This is a genomic window from Kitasatospora sp. NPDC053308 (genome assembly GCF_055585785.1).
The window spans coordinates 40,062-57,856 of record NZ_JBVJJY010000008.1 but is presented as its reverse complement, the minus strand read 5'-3'; the positions used below and the strand labels follow the sequence as shown (position 1 = coordinate 57,856).

Sequence of the window (17,795 nt, the reverse complement as noted above, 5' to 3'; positions counted from 1 at the left end):
CGCTCCCCGGTCGCGTTTGAGTACCCGTACTCAGGCCCGCGACCCCCGCCGCCGCCCACGATGGTTCCGTCACCGACGGAGTCACCCCAGGAGTTGAGCGGCATGGCACAGACCTTCCCCGGCCGGCAGGCCCCGGCCCGTCGGAGCACCGCGGGTGCGCGGCACTGGCCCTGGCTGGCGCTCGCCGCCGCGGAGTTCCTGGCCGCCGCACCAGTCCTGGTCCGGTTCGCGCTGACCGGCCTGGTGGCCGGGGTGATGGGGCTCGCCGCCGGTGCGACGCCGGGCTCGGCGCTCCTGCTGCTCCTGACGCTGGCCGCCGGCCCGGTCCTGGGGGCGGCCGTCGCCGCCGTGCTGGTCGCGCTGTTCGCCCCGGCCGTCGGCCGCACCAACCCGTCCGTGGTGGCCGCACTGCTCATGGCTGGACTGCTGCTCGGCACCTCGGTCGAGTACGTCGGATGGCTGCGCCCCGTGATCGGCTAGTCCTCGCCGACGTGGGGCTCCCAGACCGTCTCCACCGACGGCTTCCCGTGCAGGTCCGGCACCTCCCGCAGCCAGGCCGGGCGCCCGGCCCTGGTCCGGGCCGCCCGCCGCCGTTCGGCCTCCCGCAGCTGCGCCGGCGTGGCGAACCCCTCCGGCAGCCACTCCTCCGAGAGCACCACCCGGGCCGCCAGGTGGGCGACGTACGCGTGCCGGACGGCGGACACCGAGTCGAAGCCCGGCTCGTCGGCCAGCCACTCGTCCGGGACCAGCGCCACGACCTCCTCCAGCAGCGGCACGGTGACCAGCGGGCCGAGCTCCTCGTCGGCCAGCCGGACGTCCGGTGCCGAGCCGCCGAGCGCGTGCGCGCTGAGGTCGTACCGCTTGCCGACCGACGCCTCGGCCCCCGCCCACCGGTGGTGGAAGACCAGCGCGGCGCCGTTGTCGATCAGCCAGAGCCGCTGGTGCCAGACCACCAGGTTGGGGTTGTGCACCGTGCGGTCGACGTTGCCGGTGAGCGCGTCCAGCCAGACCACCCGGCCGGCCTCGGCGGGGTCCACCGCGATCGTCCCGGGCCGGAAGTCCCGCGCCCCGGGCAGCAGGTCCATCCCGAGGTTGAGGCCCGCGCTGGCCTTGAGCATGTCCTGGATCTCGGTGTCCGGTTCGTCCGCGGCGACGGCCGGGTCGAAGTCCACCAGCCGCAGCTCCGGCACCCGCAGCCCCAGCCGCCGGGCCAGTTCGCCGACGATCACCTCGGCGATCAGCGCCTTGCGGCCCTGCGCGGCCCCGGTGAACTTGACCACGTACGTTCCCAGGTCGTCGGTCTCCACCACGCCCGGTACCGAGCCGCCGGCCCGCAGGGGGTCGACGTAGCGCACTGCAGTCACCAGATCGAGCACACCCGTCACCCTATCCCGCCGTGTCGCGGGCGTGACCCTGTGGTTGGCTTGCCGGTGAGAGCGCTACCCACCACACGAGGAGAGCAAGGTCATGGGACAGGTGCAGGCCACCACCGAGCGGGTCTACGACGCCGCGCCCGAGCGGGTGTACGAGGCGTTGGCCGACTACCAGGTGACCCGCCCGAAGCTGCTGCCCGCGCAGTACAGCGAGTACGAGGTCCGGGTCGGCGGCACCGGCGCCGGCACCCAGGTGCACTGGAAGCTGCAGGCCACCGAGAAGCGGGTGCGCGACTGCCTGTTCACCGTCTCGGCGCCGAAGCCCGACCAGCTGGTGGAGAAGGACGCCAACTCCAGCATGGTGATCACCTGGACCGTCGCCGCCGCCGGCGAGGGCCGCTCCAAGGTCACCGTGACCGCCACCTGGCAGGGCGCGACGGGCATCGGCGGCTTCTTCGAGCGCACCTTCGCCCCGAAGGGCCTGAACCGGATCCACGACCAGGTGCTGGCCAACCTGGCCGCCGAGGTCCGCTGACACCCGCCGGCACCCGCCAAAGCCGGCCGGCACCCGCCAAAGCCCGCCCAGGGCCGCCCGGCCGCCCAGGCCGGCCACGGTCCGTCGAAGCACGTCGAAGCCCGTCGAAGCGCGCCCCGCGCGCCGGAAGCGGCCGGCGACGGGCGGGCGAAACCGGGCATCCGAGCGCACGAACCCGTCAACGCGCTTGAATCGCCAGGGAATTCGAGTGGTTCGGCCGCCCGTGCGATACAAAAGCCGTACGGGTGGCCGAACCGCCACCTCCGGGTGACGAGGGCCGCCCGGCACGGGGGAGCCACCCTAGGCTCGCCGCCGTGCATATGACGATCCTTCACATTTCGCAACCGGTGGACGGCGGGGTCGCCCGCGTCGTGACCGACCTCGTGCGGGGGCAGCGGGAAGCCGGCCACCGGGTCCTGGTCGCCTGTCCGCGCGGCGGGCGGCTGGCCGAGGAGGCCGCCGCCGTGGGCGCGCTGGTCCAGGACTGGCCGGCCGGCCGCTCGCCGGGCCCGCACACCGCCGCCGAGGCCTGGCGGCTGCGCCGGATCGTCCGGGCGGCCGCGCCCGACGTGGTCCACCTGCACAGCGCGAAGGCCGGGCTGGCCGGCCGGCTGGCCGTGCGCGGCGCCGTGCCGACGGTCTTCCAGCCGCACGCCTGGTCCTTCGCCGCCGTCGAGGGCCCGCTGGCGGCCGCCACCCTGCGCTGGGAGCGCTTCGCCACCCGCTGGGCGCACCGGCTGCTCTGCGTCAGCGTTCAGGAGCGGGCCGACGGCGTGGCCGCCGGGGTGCACGCGGACTGGGCGGTGGTGCCCAACGGCGTGGACGTCCGGCACTACGCGCCCGCCGACCGCCGGGCCGCCCGGATCGCCCTCGGCCTGGAGCTGGACGCCCCGCTCGCGGTCTGCGTCGGGCGGCTGTGCCGGCAGAAGGGCCAGGACGTGCTGCTGGCCGCCTGGCCCGAGGTGCTGCGCGGGGTGCCGCAGGCCCGGCTGGCGCTGGTCGGCGGCGGGCCGGACGAACAGCGGGTGGCGGAGCTGGTCCGGGAGACCGCCGAGCCCGCCCGGGTCCGGCTGGTGGGGGACGTCGCCGATCCGCGCCCGTGGCTGGCGGCGGCCGACCTGGTGGTGCTGCCCTCGCGCTGGGAGGGGATGGCGCTGGCCCCGCTGGAGGCGATGGCGGCCGCCCGTCCGGTGCTGCTGACCGACGTGCCGGGGGCCCGGGAGTGCCTGCCGCCGGCCGTGCGCGAGCACGCGGTGGTCCCGCCCGAGGACGTGGCGGCCCTCGCCACCCGAATGGCGGAAGCGTTGTCCGATCCGATCGAATGCGAGCGACGCGGCGCCCGGCTGCGCGACCACGTGGTGACCCGGCACGACGTGCGCACCGTGGTCGAACAGGTGGACGTCCTCTACCGCCACCTGCTGGGTGCCGGACCGTCGGCGCGGCGGCGCCGGGCCCGTGTCCCAGAGCGGATCTGATCGTTTCACATGCCGTGAATGCCCGCCGCTCCGGCGCTGTCGTATTCGCACCCTCAACCGGATGGGGACGAGGCGTCAAATCCGAAATACCTATTAATGGGCGGCTGGAATGAAATGGCAAGTCACCTTCCAGCCCGCAGGACCACGTTCGGTATTGTCGGATTTTGCCTGCTTCGTTCAGTTTCCATACCGGGAATTCACGGCTGAGCCGCTCGCGACCGGATCCACCACGACCGGCCTCATAGCGATCGGCCCCGCCACGGGACATCCGAAAGCCGCCAGCGGCAGCAGGTGCTGTCAGGACCGCGCCCACCGGGCCGGGACGGACGCCCCGCGCCAACCGGTGCCGGGGCACCGTCACCCGGGCACACAGCAGGGGAGATCGTGCGCTGATGACCATTGACCACGACAGTGTGCCGCGATCGGGCGTGCCCCTGTCCGGACCCCGCCGGCAGGGCACCGGGCTGCTCGACCGTCCGGCGGGAGCGGCACACGACCGGGCGGTCCCGGCAGCACGCAGGCACCGCGGGGCGGTCCGCAGCCGGCTGGCCCTGCCACTCGCCCTGGTCCAGGCCGACACCATCGCGCTCTGCTCCGCCACCGGCATCGCCAACCGGGCCATCGACCCGTCCGCCCCGCTCGACCCGCTGCTCGGCGTCCCCGCCGTCCTGCCCCTGCTGCTCCTGCTCAACCTGGCCGGCGGCCTCTACCGCGCCCGGCTCACCCTGTCCGTCCTGGACGAACTGCCCGCGCTGGCCGCCCGGGCGGTGGTCGCCGCCGCCTTCGCCGTCACCCTGTCCGGCTGCCTGGGCGGCCGCTGGCCCGACTGCGGCCCGGCCACCCCGGCCCGCCTCACCGTCCTGCTCGGCGCCCAGCTGCTGATCGCCGCCGTCGGCCGCGCCGTCCTCTACCACCTGGTCCGACGGATCCGCCGCAGCCGCCCCAGCCCCGTGCTGGTGCTCGGCGCCGGCGGGCTCGGCCGCCGGGTCGCCGCCGCCCTGCGCGAGCACGGCGAGTACGGGATGCGCCCGATCGGCTTCCTCGACTCCGACCCGCCGCCGCTGGCGGGCGACACCGGCCTGCCCGTCCTCGGCGGCCGCGAAGTGCTGGAGCGCGAGGTGCGCCGGCACCGGATCCAGCACGTGGTCGCCACCGCCGGCGCCGCCGACGAGGCCGAGACCGCCGCCGCCCTGCGCGAGGCCGCCCGGCTCGGCTGCCAGGTCTGGCTGGTGCCCGCCCTGCGCGAGTTCGGCTCGCTGCCCGTCGCCCCGATCGCCGGCGGCGACCACCTGTGGGGCTTCCCCTGCCTTCCGGTCGGCCGCCAGGCGACGCGCCGCCCCGGCTGGGCCGCCAAGCGCGCCCTGGACATCACCGCCGCCGCGTTCGGCCTGCTACTGCTCGCCCCCGTCCTCGGGCTCTGCGCCCTCGCCGTCCGCTTCGACACCGGCCCCGGGGTGCTCTTCCGCCAGCAGCGCACCGGCCTCGACGGCAAGGTCTTCACCGTCCTCAAGTTCCGCACCCTGCGCCCCAGCAACGAGCACGAGTCCGCGACCCGCTGGAACATCTCCCAGGACCACCGCATGGGCGCCGTCGGCCGGCTGCTGCGCAAGAGCTCCCTGGACGAACTCCCGCAGCTGTGGAACGTCCTGCGCGGCGACATGAGCCTGGTCGGCCCGCGCCCCGAGCGCCCGTACTTCGTCATGCGGTTCGGCCAGGCCTACCCCGAGTACGCCGACCGGCACCGCGTCCCGGTCGGCCTCACCGGCCTCGCCCAGGTCAACGGTCTGCGCGGGGACACCTCCATCGAGGACCGGGCCCGGTTCGACAACCGCTACATCGAGAGCTGGAGCTTCTGGCAGGACATCAAGATCCTGTGCCGCACCGCGGTCCTGCTGCTCCACCCGGACGGGAGCTGACCCGCGTGGCCCTGACCCTCACGGCCCTTCCCCGACCGGCCTTACGGCGGGCGCTGCCCGCGCTCGCGGAGCGGCCCAGCCTGCTCGCCGCCGCCACCGTCCTGCTGGTCTGCGTCCCGACCGGCGAGAAGGACGTCACCGCCGCCGTCCACATCACCGCCGCCGACCTCGCCTCGCTGGCCCTGGTCGCCCTCACCGCGTTCGACCTGCTGCGCGGCCGGCTGCCCGCCGTGGACCGGACCACCTGCGCCCTGTTCGGCGGGATCGTCACCGCCGCCGCCGTCGCCACCGTCGGCTCGATCGACCCGGCCACCAGCGTCACCGGCTTCGTCCGGCTGGTCCAGGTGTTCGTGCTGGTGCCCGCCGCGGTGCTCTGCTCGCTGCGCGACCGCACCGACCAGCGCCTGGTCCTCGGCTCCTTCGTGCTCGCCGCCCTGATCCAGGGCGCGGTCGGCGCGAAGCAGTACCTCACCCACACCGGCGCCTCCTACACCGGCCAGCCGATCCGGGCCGTCGGCACCTTCGGCGCGCTGGACATCATGGCGATGTCCACCGTGGTCAGCTTCGGACTGCTCGCCGCCCTGGCCCTGGCCCTCGGCGAACGAGGGCCCGGCGGCGACGCCCGGTTCCGGTGGTCGATGTCCGCCGCCGCGGCCTTCCTCGCCTTCCCGCTCGCCGTCTCCTTCAGCCGCGGCAGCTGGATCGCCACCGGCGTCGCCGCCGCCGTGCTGCTGCTGCGCGCGGACGCCCGGCTCGCCGTGCGCAGCGCCGTCCTCGGGCTGGCCGCCGCGGTCGTCCTGGTCGGCGGCCTCGGCCTCGGCGGCTCCGGGATCACCCAGCGGCTCAGCTCGATCGGCTCCGTCTCCGCCGCCCCCGACCAGTCGGTCTCCGACCGCTACGACCTGTGGGCCACCGCCGGGCGGATCTGGCAGGACCACCCCGTCCACGGCGCCGGACCGAAGGCCTTCCAGCAGCTGCGCGACAGCCACGCCCCGCTGCGGCTGTCCTCCGGCAGCGACGCCGCCGACGCCACCATCGGCTTCCAGCGCGAACCGCTGCTCTCCCCGCACAACATGTACTTCCTGGTCCTCAGCGAGCAGGGCCTGATCGGCATCACCGCCTACGCCGCGCTCTTCCTGGCCCTCCTGATCGGCTGCCTGCGCCGCTCCCGGGGCATCGGCCTCGCGGCGCTCGCCCTGCTCGTGTGGGTCCTGGTCGACTACCTGTACGCCGACATCGGCGGCACCACCACCGTGCTGACCTCCGTCGTCCTCGGCCTCGCCGCCCGCGCCGCCGCCGGGGAGGCGCACCGGTGAGCACCGACCGGCCGGCCGCGCTGGCCGCCCCCCTCCCCGCCCCGCGCCCGGCCCCCGGCCGGCACCCGGGCCCCGCGTCCGACCCGCCGCCCCGCAGCGGCTTCCTCGCCAGGGCCTTCGGCATCACCGCCGTGCTCAGCGCCGCCGGCTCCGGCCTCGGCCTGCTGCGCGACCTCCTGCTGGCCCGCTACTTCGGCGCCAACCAGGGCACCGACGCCTTCCTGGTCGCCTGGACCGTCCCCGAGACGGCCGCACCGCTGCTGATCGAGGACGCCATGTCCTTCCTCATGGTGCCCGCCTTCGCGCTGGCCCTGGTCCTGCGCGAGGAGGATCCGGACGCCCCCGACCCGGTCCGCCAGGTGGTCCGCGCCACGCTGCCCTGGCTGCTGCTCGGGCTCAGCGGCCTCGCCCTGGCGGCCGCCCTCGGCGCCCCGCAGCTCGTCGAGCTGCTCGCCCCCGGCCTGCCCGACCCGGGCCTCGCCGTCACCTGCACCCGGATCACCGCGGTCACCGTGCTGCCCTTCGGCGTGGCCGGCTACCTGGCCGCCGCGCTGCGCGCCCACCACGGCTTCACCGCCCCGGCCGGCATCTACGTGGTCTACAACCTCGGCATCCTCGCCGTCCTGCTCGCCCTCCACGCCGCGCTCGGCGTGCGCTCCGCCGCCCTCGGCGTCGCGGCCGGCAGCCTGCTCATGGCCGGCCTGCTGGTCGGCCCGTTCCTGCGCCGGCTGCGCCGCGGCCAGAGCGCGGCCGCCGCTCGCGGCCGCCGCTCGCGCAAGGCCCTGGTGCTGATGCCGCTCGCCCTGCTGCCCGTCGCCGCCTTCACCCTGACCCGCCAGTCGCAGGTCTTCGTCGAGCGCTACCTCGGCTCGGCACTTCCGCCCGGCACCATCTCGCACCTCAACTACGCCGCCAAGGTCTCCCAGCTCGCCATGACGGCGGGCATCCTGATCTGCACCGTCACCTTCCCGCTGGTCGCCCGGGCGCTCGCCGCCGGGGACCTCGCCGCCGCCCGCGACCGGGTGGAGAAGGACCTCGGCCAGGCCGCGGCCGTCGTCCTGCTCGGCACCGCCTTCCTGATGGCCTGCGCCCCCTCGGTCGTCTCGCTGCTGTTCGAGCGCGGCGCCTTCGGCCCGCGCGACACCGCCGCCACCGCCGACGTCATCCGGGTCTACAGCTTCGGCCTGCCCGCCCAGGCGCTGATCGGCGTGATGATCCGCCCGTACTTCTCGCTGCGCCCGGTGGTCCGCCGGGCCGACGACCCCGGCCCCGAGGACGGCCGCCGCCGGCTGCTGGACTGGTACCCGGCCGCGGTGATGGTGCTCGGCCTCGGCGTCACCGTCGCCACCGGCGTGCTCGCCACGCCCCGCTTCGGCGCCCTGGGGCTCGCCGCCGGCAACGCGGCCGGCATCACCACCACCGCCGCGCTGCTGCTGCGCGGCCTGGTGCTGCGCGGCATCCCGCTGCGGCTGCGCCGGGTCCTCGGCGGCCACGGCCGGCTGGTGGCGGCCGCCACCGGGGCCACCCTGCTGGGCACCGCCGCCGCCGGACTGGTCGCCGACCCCCTGCTCTCGACCCTCCTCGGGGGCCTGACCGTGGCACTGGCCTTCGCCGCCCTCGGCACCGGGTTCGGTGCCCGCGAGGTGCGCGGCCCGGTCCTCGCCGCCGCCCGGGCCCTGAACCCGCCAACCGTCGCCACCGTCGCCGAAGAAGGGAAGCGTCCCCATGGACAATGAACGGGGCACCGTCCGTTCGGCCCGGGCGGGCGTCAGCAACGCCCCGCCGCACCGGGCGCGACTGCCGAGGAGTCGCCACCCGGTCGGCGAACCGCCGATCCCCGGCCCCTCCTCGCCGTGGATCCTGATGTACCACTCGGTGGCGGTCGAGAAGGAGGACCCGTACCGGCTCACCGTCAGCCCCGAGCGGTTCGCCGAGCAGATCGCCTGGCTGCACCGGCGCGGCCGGCGCGGCGTCTCGGTCCGCGAGCTGATGCGGGCCCGCGCCCTCGGCCGGGACGAGAAGCTGGTCGGCCTCACCTTCGACGACGGCTACGCGGACTTCGCCCGGTACGCCGTACCGATCCTGCAGGCCTACGGCTTCACCGCGACCGCGTACGTGGTCGCCGACCTGCTCGGCCGCACCAACGACTGGGACGTCGAGGGCCCCCGCAAGAAGCTGCTCACCGTCCAGGAGGTCACCGAACTCGCGGCCGCCGGCTGGGAGATCGGCTCGCACGGCCTCGGCCACCAGGCGCTGCCGGGACTGCCGGCCGAGGCGCTCGCGGTGCAGGCCCGGGAGAGCCGGCGCCTGCTGGAGGAGGTCGTCGGCGGCCCGGTCACCGGCTTCTGCTACCCGTACGGCGCCGTCGACCTGCCCGCCACCCTGGCCGTCCGCGACGCCGGGTACGACTACGCCTGCGCCATCGCGCACTCCCCGCTCACCGGCCGCTTCGCGCTGCCCCGCTGCTACGTCGGCGACCGGGACGGCGCCTGGCGGCTGCGCGCCAAGAAGGGCCGGCACCGGCTGCGCGACGCCGTCACCGAGCTGCGCCGCGCGCGGCGGGAGCGCCGGGAGCGCCTGCCATGAGGGTGCTGCACATCGTCACCGGGCTCGCCTCCGGCGGCGCCGAGCGCCAACTCCACCTGCTGCTACGGCACCTGCCGCCGCACCAGCAGTGCGAGGTGCTCGCCCTGACCAACCCCGGCACGGTCGCCGCCGCCCTGCGGGCCGACGGCGTCACCGTCCACCACCTGGGGATGCGCGGCAACCGGGACCTCCGGGCGCTGCCCCGGCTGGTCCGGCTGGTCCGGGCCGGCCGCTACGACCTGGTGCACACCCACCTCTACCGGGCACAGCTGTACGGCCGGCTGGCCGCGCGGCTGGCCGGGGTGCGCGCGGTGGTCTCCACCGAGCACTCGCTGCACGCCGGGGTGATCGAGGGCAGGCCGGTGACCCGCGGCGTCAAGGGCCTCTACCTGGCGGCCGAGCGGCTCGGCAGCACCACCGTGGCGGTGTCCCGCCAGGTCGCCCAGACGCTGCGCTCCTGGGGCGTGCCGCCGGCCCGGATCGAGCTGATCCCCAACGGCATCGACAGCGGCCGCTACCGGCTCGCGCCCGTCGAGCGGACCGCCGCGCGCCGCCGACTGCGGGCCGAACTCGGCCTGCCCGAGGAGAGCTGGGTGGTCGGCGGGGTCGGCCGGCTGGTGCCCGGCAAGCGCTTCGAGGTGCTGGTCGAGGCACTCGTCGAGCTGGACCCGGCCACCCGGCTGGTGCTGGTCGGCGAGGGCCCGGAGCGCACCGGGCTGGAACGCCGGGCCGCCGAACTCGGCGTCCGGGACCGGCTGGTGCTCACCGGCGAGCGCGACGACGTGCCCGAGCTGCTGGCCGCCCTGGACGTGCTGGCCGCGCCGTCCACCGCGGAGACCTTCGGCCTCGGCGTCCTGGAGGGCCTCGCGGCCGGCCTGCCGGTGCGGCACAGCGCCTGCCCGGCGCTCGACGAACTGCCGCCCCGGGCCGCCCCGCAGGCCCGCCGCATCCCCTCCGAGCCGGCCGCCTACGCGGCCGAGCTGCGCGACCTGCGGCACCTGAGCGAGCACACCGCCGACCCGCTGCCGCACCCGCCGGCCGTCGGCCACTACGACATCGCCCGGGTCGCCGCCGACCTGGGCGCCCTCTACGACCGGCTGGCCCGCGCTTGACCGCCCGCCGCCGCCGGATCCGCCGTCCCATACCCAAGGAGCCACACCCATGACCACACCGCGCCGAAGCGCCCGCAGCCTGGTCCGCCGCTGGTGGCCGGTGGTGCTCGCGGTTCCGCTGGGCGCCGCGGCCGGCGCCGGGTACGCCGTCGTCGCGCACCCCTCCTACGCCGCCAACGCCTACGTCCTGGTGGTCCCGCAGAACCCGGGGGAGGCCGCGACCGCGACCAACTTCGCCCAGGCGTACGGACGGCTGGCGGGCCAGCCGCAGGTGCTCGCGGTGGCGGCCGCGGAGACCGGTCACACCCGGGGCGAACTGGAGTCGCTGGTGCACGGGACGACCTCGCCGGACGCCCCGATGATCGAGATCACCGGCACCGGGACGAGTGGCCAGGAGGCCGCCCGGACCGCCGACGCGGTGGCCCACTCGCTGGTCGCCTTCGCCAACACCAGCAGCAAGGACACCAACGTCCGGCTGGTGACGCTGTCGCCGGCCGCCGCACCGGACAAGCCGACCACGCCCTCCGGCAAGCTGGACGTCGCGGTCGGCGGCGCGGCCGGGCTGCTGCTGGGCGCACTGGTGATGATGACCCGCCGCCGGAGCGGGACGCAGGCCCCGGAGGCCGCCGCGGCCGCCGTGAGCCAGGACGCCCCGGCGGCGGCCGAGCCAGCCACGACCCCGGCGCCGCCGCGCCCGCGCAGCGAGGAGCAGCCGGCCGGGGCCGCGATCGGCGCGACGGGGACCGCACCGGGGGCCGGGCCGAAGAACGAGCGGGGGGCCGGCGCGAAGGGCTCGACGAAGACGCCCGAGACGACCGCCGAGAAGGCTCCCGAGAAGACCGCCGAGCAAGCGCCCGAGCAGGCCGTGGCGAAGACCGGGACGGCGGAGGCCGAGCCGAAGACGGGGGCCAAGACCGGTGCGAAGGCCGGGGGCCGGGCCGGGGCGGCGGAGAAGTCCGCGGCCGGGAGCAACCGATGAGCACCGAGACCCGCGGCGCCGGCCTGCCGGCCCAGGCGGCGGCGCCGTCCTGGACCACCGAGCTGCGCTGCGAGGACGACGCCCTGGACGCCGTCGCCGAGGAGTGGGACGACCTGGCCGCCCGCTGCCGAACCGCCACCTTCTTCCAGGCCGCCGCCTGGCAGCGCTCCTGGTGGCGCCACTACGGCCGGCCGGGGGGCCTGGTCGTGGTGCTGGTCCGCCGGGACGGCCGGCTGGTCGGCGCGGGCGCCTTCCGCCGCCGCGGCGGCCCGCTCGGCGGCCTGACCGGCCTCGGCGACGGCCTGGCCGACTACACGGACGTCCTGCTCGACGACGAGTGCGCCGACCGGGCCGCCACCGAGCTCGCCGCCGCCCTCCCGCTCACCCGCCCCTGGCACTGGCTGGAACTGCGCGAGGTGCACCCCGAGGCGGCGGTGCAGCGGGTGTACGCGCAGTGGCGCGGCAGCCGCCGCCGCTTCGAGGACTCGCTCTGCCAGTACCTGCCGGCCGTCCCGATGGAGCGGCTGCTCAAGCGGGTGCCCGGCAAGACCGCCCAGCGCAGCAGGGTGAAGCTGCGCAAGATCGCCGAGGCCGGGGTGCAGGTCCGCTCGACTCCGCCGGAGGAGGTGCCGGAGGCGCTGGCGGGGTTGCTGCGGCTGCACTTCCTGCAGTGGCAGGAGCGCGGTGTCACGCCGGAGCACCGCCGCGAGCGGTTCGCCCGGCACCTGACCGAGTCCACCACCGGCCTGGTCGCCACCGGCAGGGCCGCCGTCCACCAGTTCCACCTGGACGGCGAGCTGGTCGCGGTGAACCTGCTGCTGCTCTGCCCGTCCTTCGGCGGGCTGTACCTCTACGGGGCGCACCCGGTGCTGCGCGAGCGGCTGGACATCGCCGGACTGCTGTTCAGCGCGGCTCTGGAGGAGACGGTCGGCGCGGGAATCCCGGTGCTCGGCCTGCTGCGCGGCCAGGAGCCGTACAAGCAGCGCTGGCGCCCGGACCGGCTGCCCAACCAGCGGCTGCTGCTGGGCCCCGCGGGCCCGGCGCCGGCCGCGGCCGTCCGGGCCGGGGCGGTGCGCGCCCGGCAGGCGGCGGCGCACCAGCTGAGCACCCGTTTCCCCGGACTCAAGGAAGCGCTGCTGGCCCGCCGCCGCGCCTGACCGGTCAGCGCCGGGCGGGCGTCGCAGCCGCCGACGGGCTCGCGGCCGGGCTCGCGGACGGCCCCGGAGTCGGCCTCGGCGTCGCGGATGGGTTCGGCGTCGCGTTCGGTGTCGCGGTCGCGTCGGTGCCCGCGCTCGGCGGCGCGGGCACGCCCGGCACCGCCGGCAGGGAGGGGAGCGGGGGGACGGTCGGAGCCGGGGGTGCGGTCGGGACCGCCGCCGGCGCCCCCTTCGACCCGGACATCAGCTGCTTGAACCGCGCCGCCGAGCGCGGATTGCCGGAGCACCCGAAGAAGCCGTGCGGGCAGTAGTCGGTGACCGTCTGGTAGGCGGTGTCGTGGGTGCGCATCCAGTCGACCATCCGCTGGACGTACTCGGGGTTGTCGCCGTTGCGGAACAGCCCCCACTCCGGGTACGACACCGGCTTGCCGCGCCTGGCGGCGAACTCCACCTGGTCCTGCAGGCCGTAGGGCTCGCGCACGTAGTCGTCGAAGGTGCCGCCGGCGGGCTGGTCGTAGCTGTCCATGCCAATGATGTCGACCACGTCGTCGCCGGGGTAGCACTTGGTCCACGGGATCGCGTCCAGGCCCCGGTTGGGGGCGAAGTCGAAGCGGAACCGCTGCCCGGGCACCGAGCGCATCACCCCGACGATCCGCCGCCAGTACGCCTTCCACGCGGAGGGGTCGGGCTTGCAGCGGTGGGTGTAGGTGACGCCGTTCATCTCCCAGCCGAGGGTGAGCACGGTATCCGCGCCGCCCACCGCGACCAGCCGCCGGGCGAGCTTGAGGAAGTGGGCGTCGAAATCGCCCCGGACGCCCCGGCCGAGCAGCTTGGCCACCTCGCCGTCCGGCACGTTCGCCTCGTTGGGCACCAGCATCGGCACGCCCAGCACCAGCAGCCGGGACGGGTCGGCCAGCCGCCACTGCGACCACATGCCGAGCACCACCGGCTCGCCCTCGATGTCGGCCCAGCCGTTGCCCGCCAGGTAGGTGTGACCGACCTGCATGTTCGCGCCGCCCAGCCACTGGGCGTACCGGTCGATCTGCGGGATGTACTTGTCCCAGGAACCGACGAAGGCGCCGAACGGCGGCTCGTGCCTGGGGCGCTGGACCGGTGGGCGGGGGGCGGCGCCGCGCGGCTCGAAGGCGTCCGAGGAGAGGATGTGCCGGTCGGTCTGGCTGAGCGGCGTCCCGGCCGGGACGCTGGCCGTGGCCATCAGCAGCAGGGCGGCGGCGGCCAGCGTCAGGCGGCCGATTCGCATGGTCTCTCCTCCGGACGTCGCGGGGTCGGGGCGCCCGCTCCGGCGTGGACGGATCGTGGCGCCCCGGTCGCCGACAGTAGGCCCGCCGGGGGACGGAAAAGCCGAATGTCACCCTAAAGTGGGCGCGATTCGAACGCCGTCTGCCGCAACCACCCCCGAACGGCCGCCGTGTATCAGATCTGTAACGGTCCGGCCGGGCCGGTACGACCCGCTCCGGCGGATCCCGTCGAGCGGTCGGCGTGCCGACGGCGCAGGTGGGCGGGCGGGCGCGCGGGCGGGGCGCGCGCGACCGGGCGCGCGGTGCGCGGCGCCGGCGGCGCTCGCAACCGGGCTGACTCGCCCGCCCGCCGAAAGGTACGCTCCGGCCGTGTCCCGGAAGCCGCTGCGTGTACTGACCCCCCGCTCGATCCTGCCTGCCCTGGCGGTGATGCTGGTCCTTGCGGCCGGAGCGGCGGCCCACGCGAACAAGCCGGTGCCCTTCGGGGACCGGGTGGCCGGGCCGGGAGCCGAGGCGACCCCAGTGAACTCGGAGTCGCTCAGCGCGGCCGACCTGGACCTGCGGGTGGGCCCGGGCCTGGAGGCCTTCCACAAGCAGACCGGCGAGCAGGCCTGGTCATACCGCCGCGAGGGCGCCGAGGCGCTCTACCTGGCGATGGCCGGGGACAACGCGATCGTGGTCTGGGACGACGGCATGGTCACCTCCGTGCGCCCCGGCGACCACTCGGTGCGCTGGCACCGCGCGGTGCCGGGACTGGCGGACTGGCTGCGCGGCGACGGCGAGCCCGGCGCCGACAAGCGGACCGACGCCCAGCGCAAGCAGCTCGCCGAACAGCGGGCCGCCGGCGCCCTGCACACCGTCCAGCGGGACGGCTCGCCCTGGCTGGCCCTGGTGACGCCGAACCTGACCATGGGCCTGCGCGACGCCGACGGCGACCTGCGCTACAACGACAAGCCGGCCAACGGCTGCGTCTACGACCCGCTGCGCGCCGTGCACACCGACTACGCCGTCCTCATCCCGCGCACCTGCACCAACAGCAGCGGGCAGGCCGTTTCCGGCGGCATCACCGGCTACCGGCTGGACAGCAACGGCTGGGCGATGAGCACGGGCCCGGCCGCGACCGTCAAGGTGCTGGACCGCAGCCGGGTGGAGATCACCGACGGGCCGATCGTCCCGCCCAAGGTCTTCGACACCAAGGCGGCGGCGCCCGAGACGGCCTGCGGCGCCCTCGACGCGCCCTTCGCCGCCGTCCGTCCGCAGGGCGGCTGCGTCGACCCGTCCGGCGCCCCGGTGGCGGGCGCCCCTCCGGCGCCCGCCGACCCGGTGCCCGCGGCACCGGCGAGCCCGGCGGCGACGGATGCCCCGGCCGCCCCGGCGACCCCGGCCCCGACGGACGCCCCGGCGGCGGCCGACCCCGCCACCTCCACGGTGCCCGCGGACGACGGGACGGGCGCGCAGCAGCCGTAACCGAAGGGTCGTCGGGGCGGAGGGCACCGCGGGGCGGTCGGCCCCCGGGGCGTCCCGCGCGGCCCGGTAGACTTGCCGCCATGGCTATCTTCTCCGGGCACTAGCGGGCCGCGGCGCCCCTCAGCGCGCCGACCGCCGACGAAGCCCCTTTCCGCTCGCCCGGCCCCGAGCCCCGGCCCGGCCGCCCGCCCACGTCCCAGGAGTAGTTCCCAGCCATGATTTCCGCGAACGCCCTAGAGCTGCGCGCCGGTGCCCGGATCCTGATCGAGTCCGCGAACTTCAAGGTCGCCGCCGGCGACCGGATCGGCCTGGTCGGGCGCAACGGCGCCGGCAAGACCACGCTCACCAAGGTGCTGGCCGGCGAGGGCCTGCCCGCCGCCGGGACCGTCACCCGCTCCGGCGAGGTCGGCTACCTCCCGCAGGACCCGCGCACCGGTGACCTGGACGTCCTCGCCAAGGACCGCATCCTCTCCGCCCGCGGCCTCGACACCGTGCTGAAGAAGATGCGCGAGAACGAGGACCGGATGGCGAACGGCAAGGGCGCCACCCGCGACAACGCGATGAAGAAGTACGCCCGGCTGGAGACCGAGTTCCTCACCAAGGGCGGGTACGCCGCCGAGGCCGAGGCCGCCACCATCGCCGCCGCGCTGGGCCTGCCGGACCGCATCCTCGGCCAGCCGCTGCACACCCTCTCCGGTGGTCAGCGCCGTCGCGTCGAGCTGGCCCGGATCCTCTTCTCGGACTCCGACGTGCTGCTCCTCGACGAGCCCACCAACCACCTGGACGCGGACTCGATCGTCTGGCTGCGGGACTTCCTGAAGACGTACAAGGGCGGCTTCATCGTCATCTCGCACGACGTCGACCTGGTCGAGACGGTCGTCAACAAGGTCTTCTACCTGGACGCCAACCGCTCCTGCATCGACATCTACAACATGGGCTGGAAGCAGTACCAGCAGCAGCGCGAGGACGACGAGAAGCGCCGCAAGCGCGAGCGGGCCAACGCCGAGAAGAAGGCCGCGACCCTGAACGCGCAGGCCGACAAGATGCGTGCCAAGGCCACCAAGACGGTGGCCGCGCAGAACATGGCGCGCCGCGCCGACAAGCTGCTCGCCGGCCTGGAGCAGGTCCGGGTGAACGACAAGGTCGCCAAGCTGCGCTTCCCGGAGCCGGCCCCGTGCGGCAAGACCCCGCTGACCGCCAGCGGCCTGTCGAAGTCCTACGGCTCGCTGGAGATCTTCACCGACGTCGACCTGGCGATCGACCGCGGCTCGCGGGTCGTCGTGCTGGGCTTCAACGGCGCCGGCAAGACCACCCTGCTGCGGATGCTGGCCGGGGTCGAGGCGCCGGACACCGGCGAGGTCATCGCGGGCCACGGCCTCAAGATCGGCTACTACGCCCAGGAGCACGAGACGCTCGACCCCGAGCGCACCGTCCTGGAGAACATGCGCTCGGCCGCGCCCGACACCGACCTGGTGCAGATCCGCAAGATCCTCGGCTCCTTCCTGTTCTCCGGCGACGACGTGGACAAGCCCGCCGGGGTGCTCTCCGGTGGCGAGAAGACCCGTCTGGCGCTGGCCACCCTGGTGGTCTCCTCCGCCAACGTGCTGCTGCTCGACGAGCCCACCAACAACCTCGACCCGGCCAGCCGCGAGGAGATCCTGGGCGCGCTGCGCGAGTTCTCCGGCGCGGTCGTGCTGGTCACCCACGACGAGGGCGCCGTCGAGGCGCTCGACCCGGAGCGGATCATCCTGCTGCCGGACGGCGTGGAGGACCTGTGGAACCCGTCGTACGCCGATCTGGTCTCGCTGACCTGACCGGAAGTAGACACGGCATCCGCTTTTCGGACCAGAAAAACTAGTCCCTACGGCGTGTCCGGGAATGAAGTAGACCCGGATTCCGTTTGAGGACTTCCCGTCGGCCCGCCACTCGATCGTGGTCGGGCCGATGCTGCTGATCAGCTCTTTCTCGGCGGGCGGCGGCACCCGCCCGGGGGCGTGCACTCTGCGTGAGCGCCCTGGTGCGCTCGGATCACCACCGGAGGACCACGCATTTCCGACATCGACCTTGTCGAATGGGTGGCCAGGACGCGGTGGATGGGTGATCATGGGAATCTGACCGAGCAACGCTACGAGGAGGCACGGGTGGCCGAGACTCTGAAAAAGGGCAGCCGGGTGACCGGTGCCGCGCGTGAGAAGCTCGCGGCCGATCTCAAGAAGAAGTACGACTCCGGGGCGAGCATTCGCGCTCTCGCGGAGGAGACCGGTCGTTCGTACGGCTTCGTGCACCGGATGCTGAGCGAGTCCGGAGTGATCCTCCGGGGCCGCGGCGGTGCCACGCGGGGCAAGAACAAGGCGACTGCCGGGGCCGGTTCCTGACGGTTCGTCAGCCATGGGCCGGATGACGCGGCGGCAGGGCGCCGGCCGAGGAGGCGACAGCTGACCGTCAGCTGGACGTCCGCCCTCGGGTCGTGTGGACCGGCCGCCGATCGTCATGTCCGGGGTGCCGCCCGCCCCCGCTCCCCTCTCCGCGTGGGCTCCGTCGATCTTTCCGGGCCGGGCCCCTGCCCACGCGCGTCCAGGTTTGTTACTCTCCGGTAGCCACATCCCCCGCCACCGGAGGT

The 17,795-nt window shown here is 75.1% G+C and carries 15 protein-coding genes; 13 read left to right on the top strand and 2 right to left on the bottom strand.

The annotated features are described in order from the left end of the window. Nucleotides 1-102 precede the first annotated feature (102 nt). A complete protein-coding gene (locus ACZ6Y7_RS19685) occupies nt 103-480 on the top strand; it encodes a hypothetical protein (RefSeq protein WP_465759176.1) in 378 nt (125 codons plus the stop codon). On the opposite strand, the gene ACZ6Y7_RS19680 is transcribed toward ACZ6Y7_RS19685, so the two are convergent. Further along, on the bottom strand, nt 477-1,376 hold the full coding sequence (locus tag ACZ6Y7_RS19680) for a HipA family kinase (RefSeq protein ID WP_465759175.1): 900 nt from the start codon (nt 1,374-1,376) through the stop codon (nt 477-479). The two genes, ACZ6Y7_RS19685 and ACZ6Y7_RS19680, sit on opposite strands and share 4 nt — an antisense overlap. A 91-nt stretch (nt 1,377-1,467) precedes the next feature. Here ACZ6Y7_RS19680 and ACZ6Y7_RS19675 point away from each other — a divergent pair, with 91 nt between their 5' ends. From ACZ6Y7_RS19675 to ACZ6Y7_RS19635, 9 genes are all read left to right on the top strand, one after another. Beyond that, nucleotides 1,468-1,908 carry an SRPBCC family protein gene (locus ACZ6Y7_RS19675; protein ID WP_030285618.1) on the top strand — a complete coding sequence of 147 codons (441 nt, stop codon included), beginning with the start codon at nt 1,468-1,470 and terminating at the stop codon, nt 1,906-1,908. A gap of 320 nt (nt 1,909-2,228) precedes the next feature. Further along, nucleotides 2,229-3,383, top strand: coding sequence for a glycosyltransferase (locus ACZ6Y7_RS19670; RefSeq protein WP_465759389.1), 1,155 nt, complete (start codon nt 2,229-2,231; stop codon nt 3,381-3,383). 392 nt (nt 3,384-3,775) lie between these two features. Continuing rightward, the gene (locus ACZ6Y7_RS19665; RefSeq protein WP_465759174.1) at nt 3,776-5,299 is read left to right on the top strand and encodes an exopolysaccharide biosynthesis polyprenyl glycosylphosphotransferase; all 1,524 of its coding nucleotides are present in this window, start codon (nt 3,776-3,778) and stop codon (nt 5,297-5,299) included. A gap of 5 nt (nt 5,300-5,304) precedes the next feature. After that, nucleotides 5,305-6,615, top strand: a complete 1,311-nt coding sequence (locus ACZ6Y7_RS19660) for an O-antigen ligase family protein (RefSeq protein WP_465759173.1) — start codon at nt 5,305-5,307, stop codon at nt 6,613-6,615. Next, on the top strand, nt 6,612-8,351 hold the full coding sequence (locus ACZ6Y7_RS19655; protein WP_465759172.1) for a lipid II flippase MurJ: 1,740 nt from the start codon (nt 6,612-6,614) through the stop codon (nt 8,349-8,351). The genes ACZ6Y7_RS19660 and ACZ6Y7_RS19655 overlap by 4 nt, the downstream gene beginning before the upstream one ends. Then, entirely contained in the window at nt 8,341-9,201 is an 861-nt protein-coding gene (locus tag ACZ6Y7_RS19650) for a polysaccharide deacetylase family protein (protein WP_465759171.1), read from the top strand. The genes ACZ6Y7_RS19655 and ACZ6Y7_RS19650 overlap by 11 nt, the downstream gene beginning before the upstream one ends. Next, on the top strand, nt 9,198-10,313 hold the full coding sequence (locus tag ACZ6Y7_RS19645) for a glycosyltransferase (protein WP_465759170.1): 1,116 nt from the start codon (nt 9,198-9,200) through the stop codon (nt 10,311-10,313). Before ACZ6Y7_RS19650 ends, ACZ6Y7_RS19645 begins: the two co-directional genes overlap by 4 nt. A 49-nt stretch (nt 10,314-10,362) precedes the next feature. Beyond that, the gene (locus ACZ6Y7_RS19640) at nt 10,363-11,292 is read left to right on the top strand and encodes a Wzz/FepE/Etk N-terminal domain-containing protein (RefSeq protein WP_465759169.1); all 930 of its coding nucleotides are present in this window, start codon (nt 10,363-10,365) and stop codon (nt 11,290-11,292) included. Next, complete coding sequence (locus tag ACZ6Y7_RS19635) at nt 11,289-12,449, top strand: GNAT family N-acetyltransferase (protein WP_465759168.1); 1,161 nt, start codon at nt 11,289-11,291, stop codon at nt 12,447-12,449. Before ACZ6Y7_RS19640 ends, ACZ6Y7_RS19635 begins: the two co-directional genes overlap by 4 nt. A gap of 4 nt (nt 12,450-12,453) precedes the next feature. On the opposite strand, the gene ACZ6Y7_RS19630 is transcribed toward ACZ6Y7_RS19635, so the two are convergent. Then, a complete protein-coding gene (locus ACZ6Y7_RS19630) occupies nt 12,454-13,710 on the bottom strand; it encodes a glycoside hydrolase family 26 protein (RefSeq protein ID WP_465759167.1) in 1,257 nt (418 codons plus the stop codon). A 367-nt stretch (nt 13,711-14,077) separates the two neighbouring features. Here ACZ6Y7_RS19630 and ACZ6Y7_RS19625 point away from each other — a divergent pair, with 367 nt between their 5' ends. From ACZ6Y7_RS19625 to ACZ6Y7_RS19615, 3 genes are all read left to right on the top strand, one after another. Then, complete coding sequence (locus tag ACZ6Y7_RS19625; RefSeq protein WP_465759166.1) at nt 14,078-15,175, top strand: hypothetical protein; 1,098 nt, start codon at nt 14,078-14,080, stop codon at nt 15,173-15,175. Nucleotides 15,176-15,390: 215 nt separating this feature from the next. After that, nucleotides 15,391-16,989 carry an ABC-F family ATP-binding cassette domain-containing protein gene (locus ACZ6Y7_RS19620; protein ID WP_465759165.1) on the top strand — a complete coding sequence of 533 codons (1,599 nt, stop codon included), beginning with the start codon at nt 15,391-15,393 and terminating at the stop codon, nt 16,987-16,989. 327 nt (nt 16,990-17,316) lie between these two features. Further along, nucleotides 17,317-17,550 (top strand): helix-turn-helix domain-containing protein, encoded by a 234-nt coding sequence (locus ACZ6Y7_RS19615; protein ID WP_030059940.1) that lies wholly within the window; start codon nt 17,317-17,319, stop codon nt 17,548-17,550. Nucleotides 17,551-17,795 lie beyond the last annotated feature (245 nt).

Excerpts from the sequence above, each read along its gene's own strand:
- ACZ6Y7_RS19665 (WP_465759174.1), top strand. The coding sequence starts at position 3,776 with ATGACCATTGACCACGACAGTGTGCCGCGATCGGGCGTGCCCCTGTCC.
- ACZ6Y7_RS19635 (WP_465759168.1), top strand. The coding sequence starts at position 11,289 with ATGAGCACCGAGACCCGCGGCGCCGGCCTGCCGGCCCAGGCGGCGGCG.
- ACZ6Y7_RS19670 (WP_465759389.1), top strand. The coding sequence starts at position 2,229 with ATGACGATCCTTCACATTTCGCAACCGGTGGACGGCGGGGTCGCCCGC.
- ACZ6Y7_RS19640 (WP_465759169.1), top strand. The coding sequence starts at position 10,363 with ATGACCACACCGCGCCGAAGCGCCCGCAGCCTGGTCCGCCGCTGGTGG.
- ACZ6Y7_RS19630 (WP_465759167.1), bottom strand. The coding sequence starts at position 13,710 with ATGCGAATCGGCCGCCTGACGCTGGCCGCCGCCGCCCTGCTGCTGATG.
- ACZ6Y7_RS19675 (WP_030285618.1), top strand. The coding sequence starts at position 1,468 with ATGGGACAGGTGCAGGCCACCACCGAGCGGGTCTACGACGCCGCGCCC.
- ACZ6Y7_RS19645 (WP_465759170.1), top strand. The coding sequence starts at position 9,198 with ATGAGGGTGCTGCACATCGTCACCGGGCTCGCCTCCGGCGGCGCCGAG.
- ACZ6Y7_RS19620 (WP_465759165.1), top strand. The coding sequence starts at position 15,391 with ATGATTTCCGCGAACGCCCTAGAGCTGCGCGCCGGTGCCCGGATCCTG.
- ACZ6Y7_RS19685 (WP_465759176.1), top strand. The coding sequence starts at position 103 with ATGGCACAGACCTTCCCCGGCCGGCAGGCCCCGGCCCGTCGGAGCACC.
- ACZ6Y7_RS19650 (WP_465759171.1), top strand. The coding sequence starts at position 8,341 with ATGGACAATGAACGGGGCACCGTCCGTTCGGCCCGGGCGGGCGTCAGC.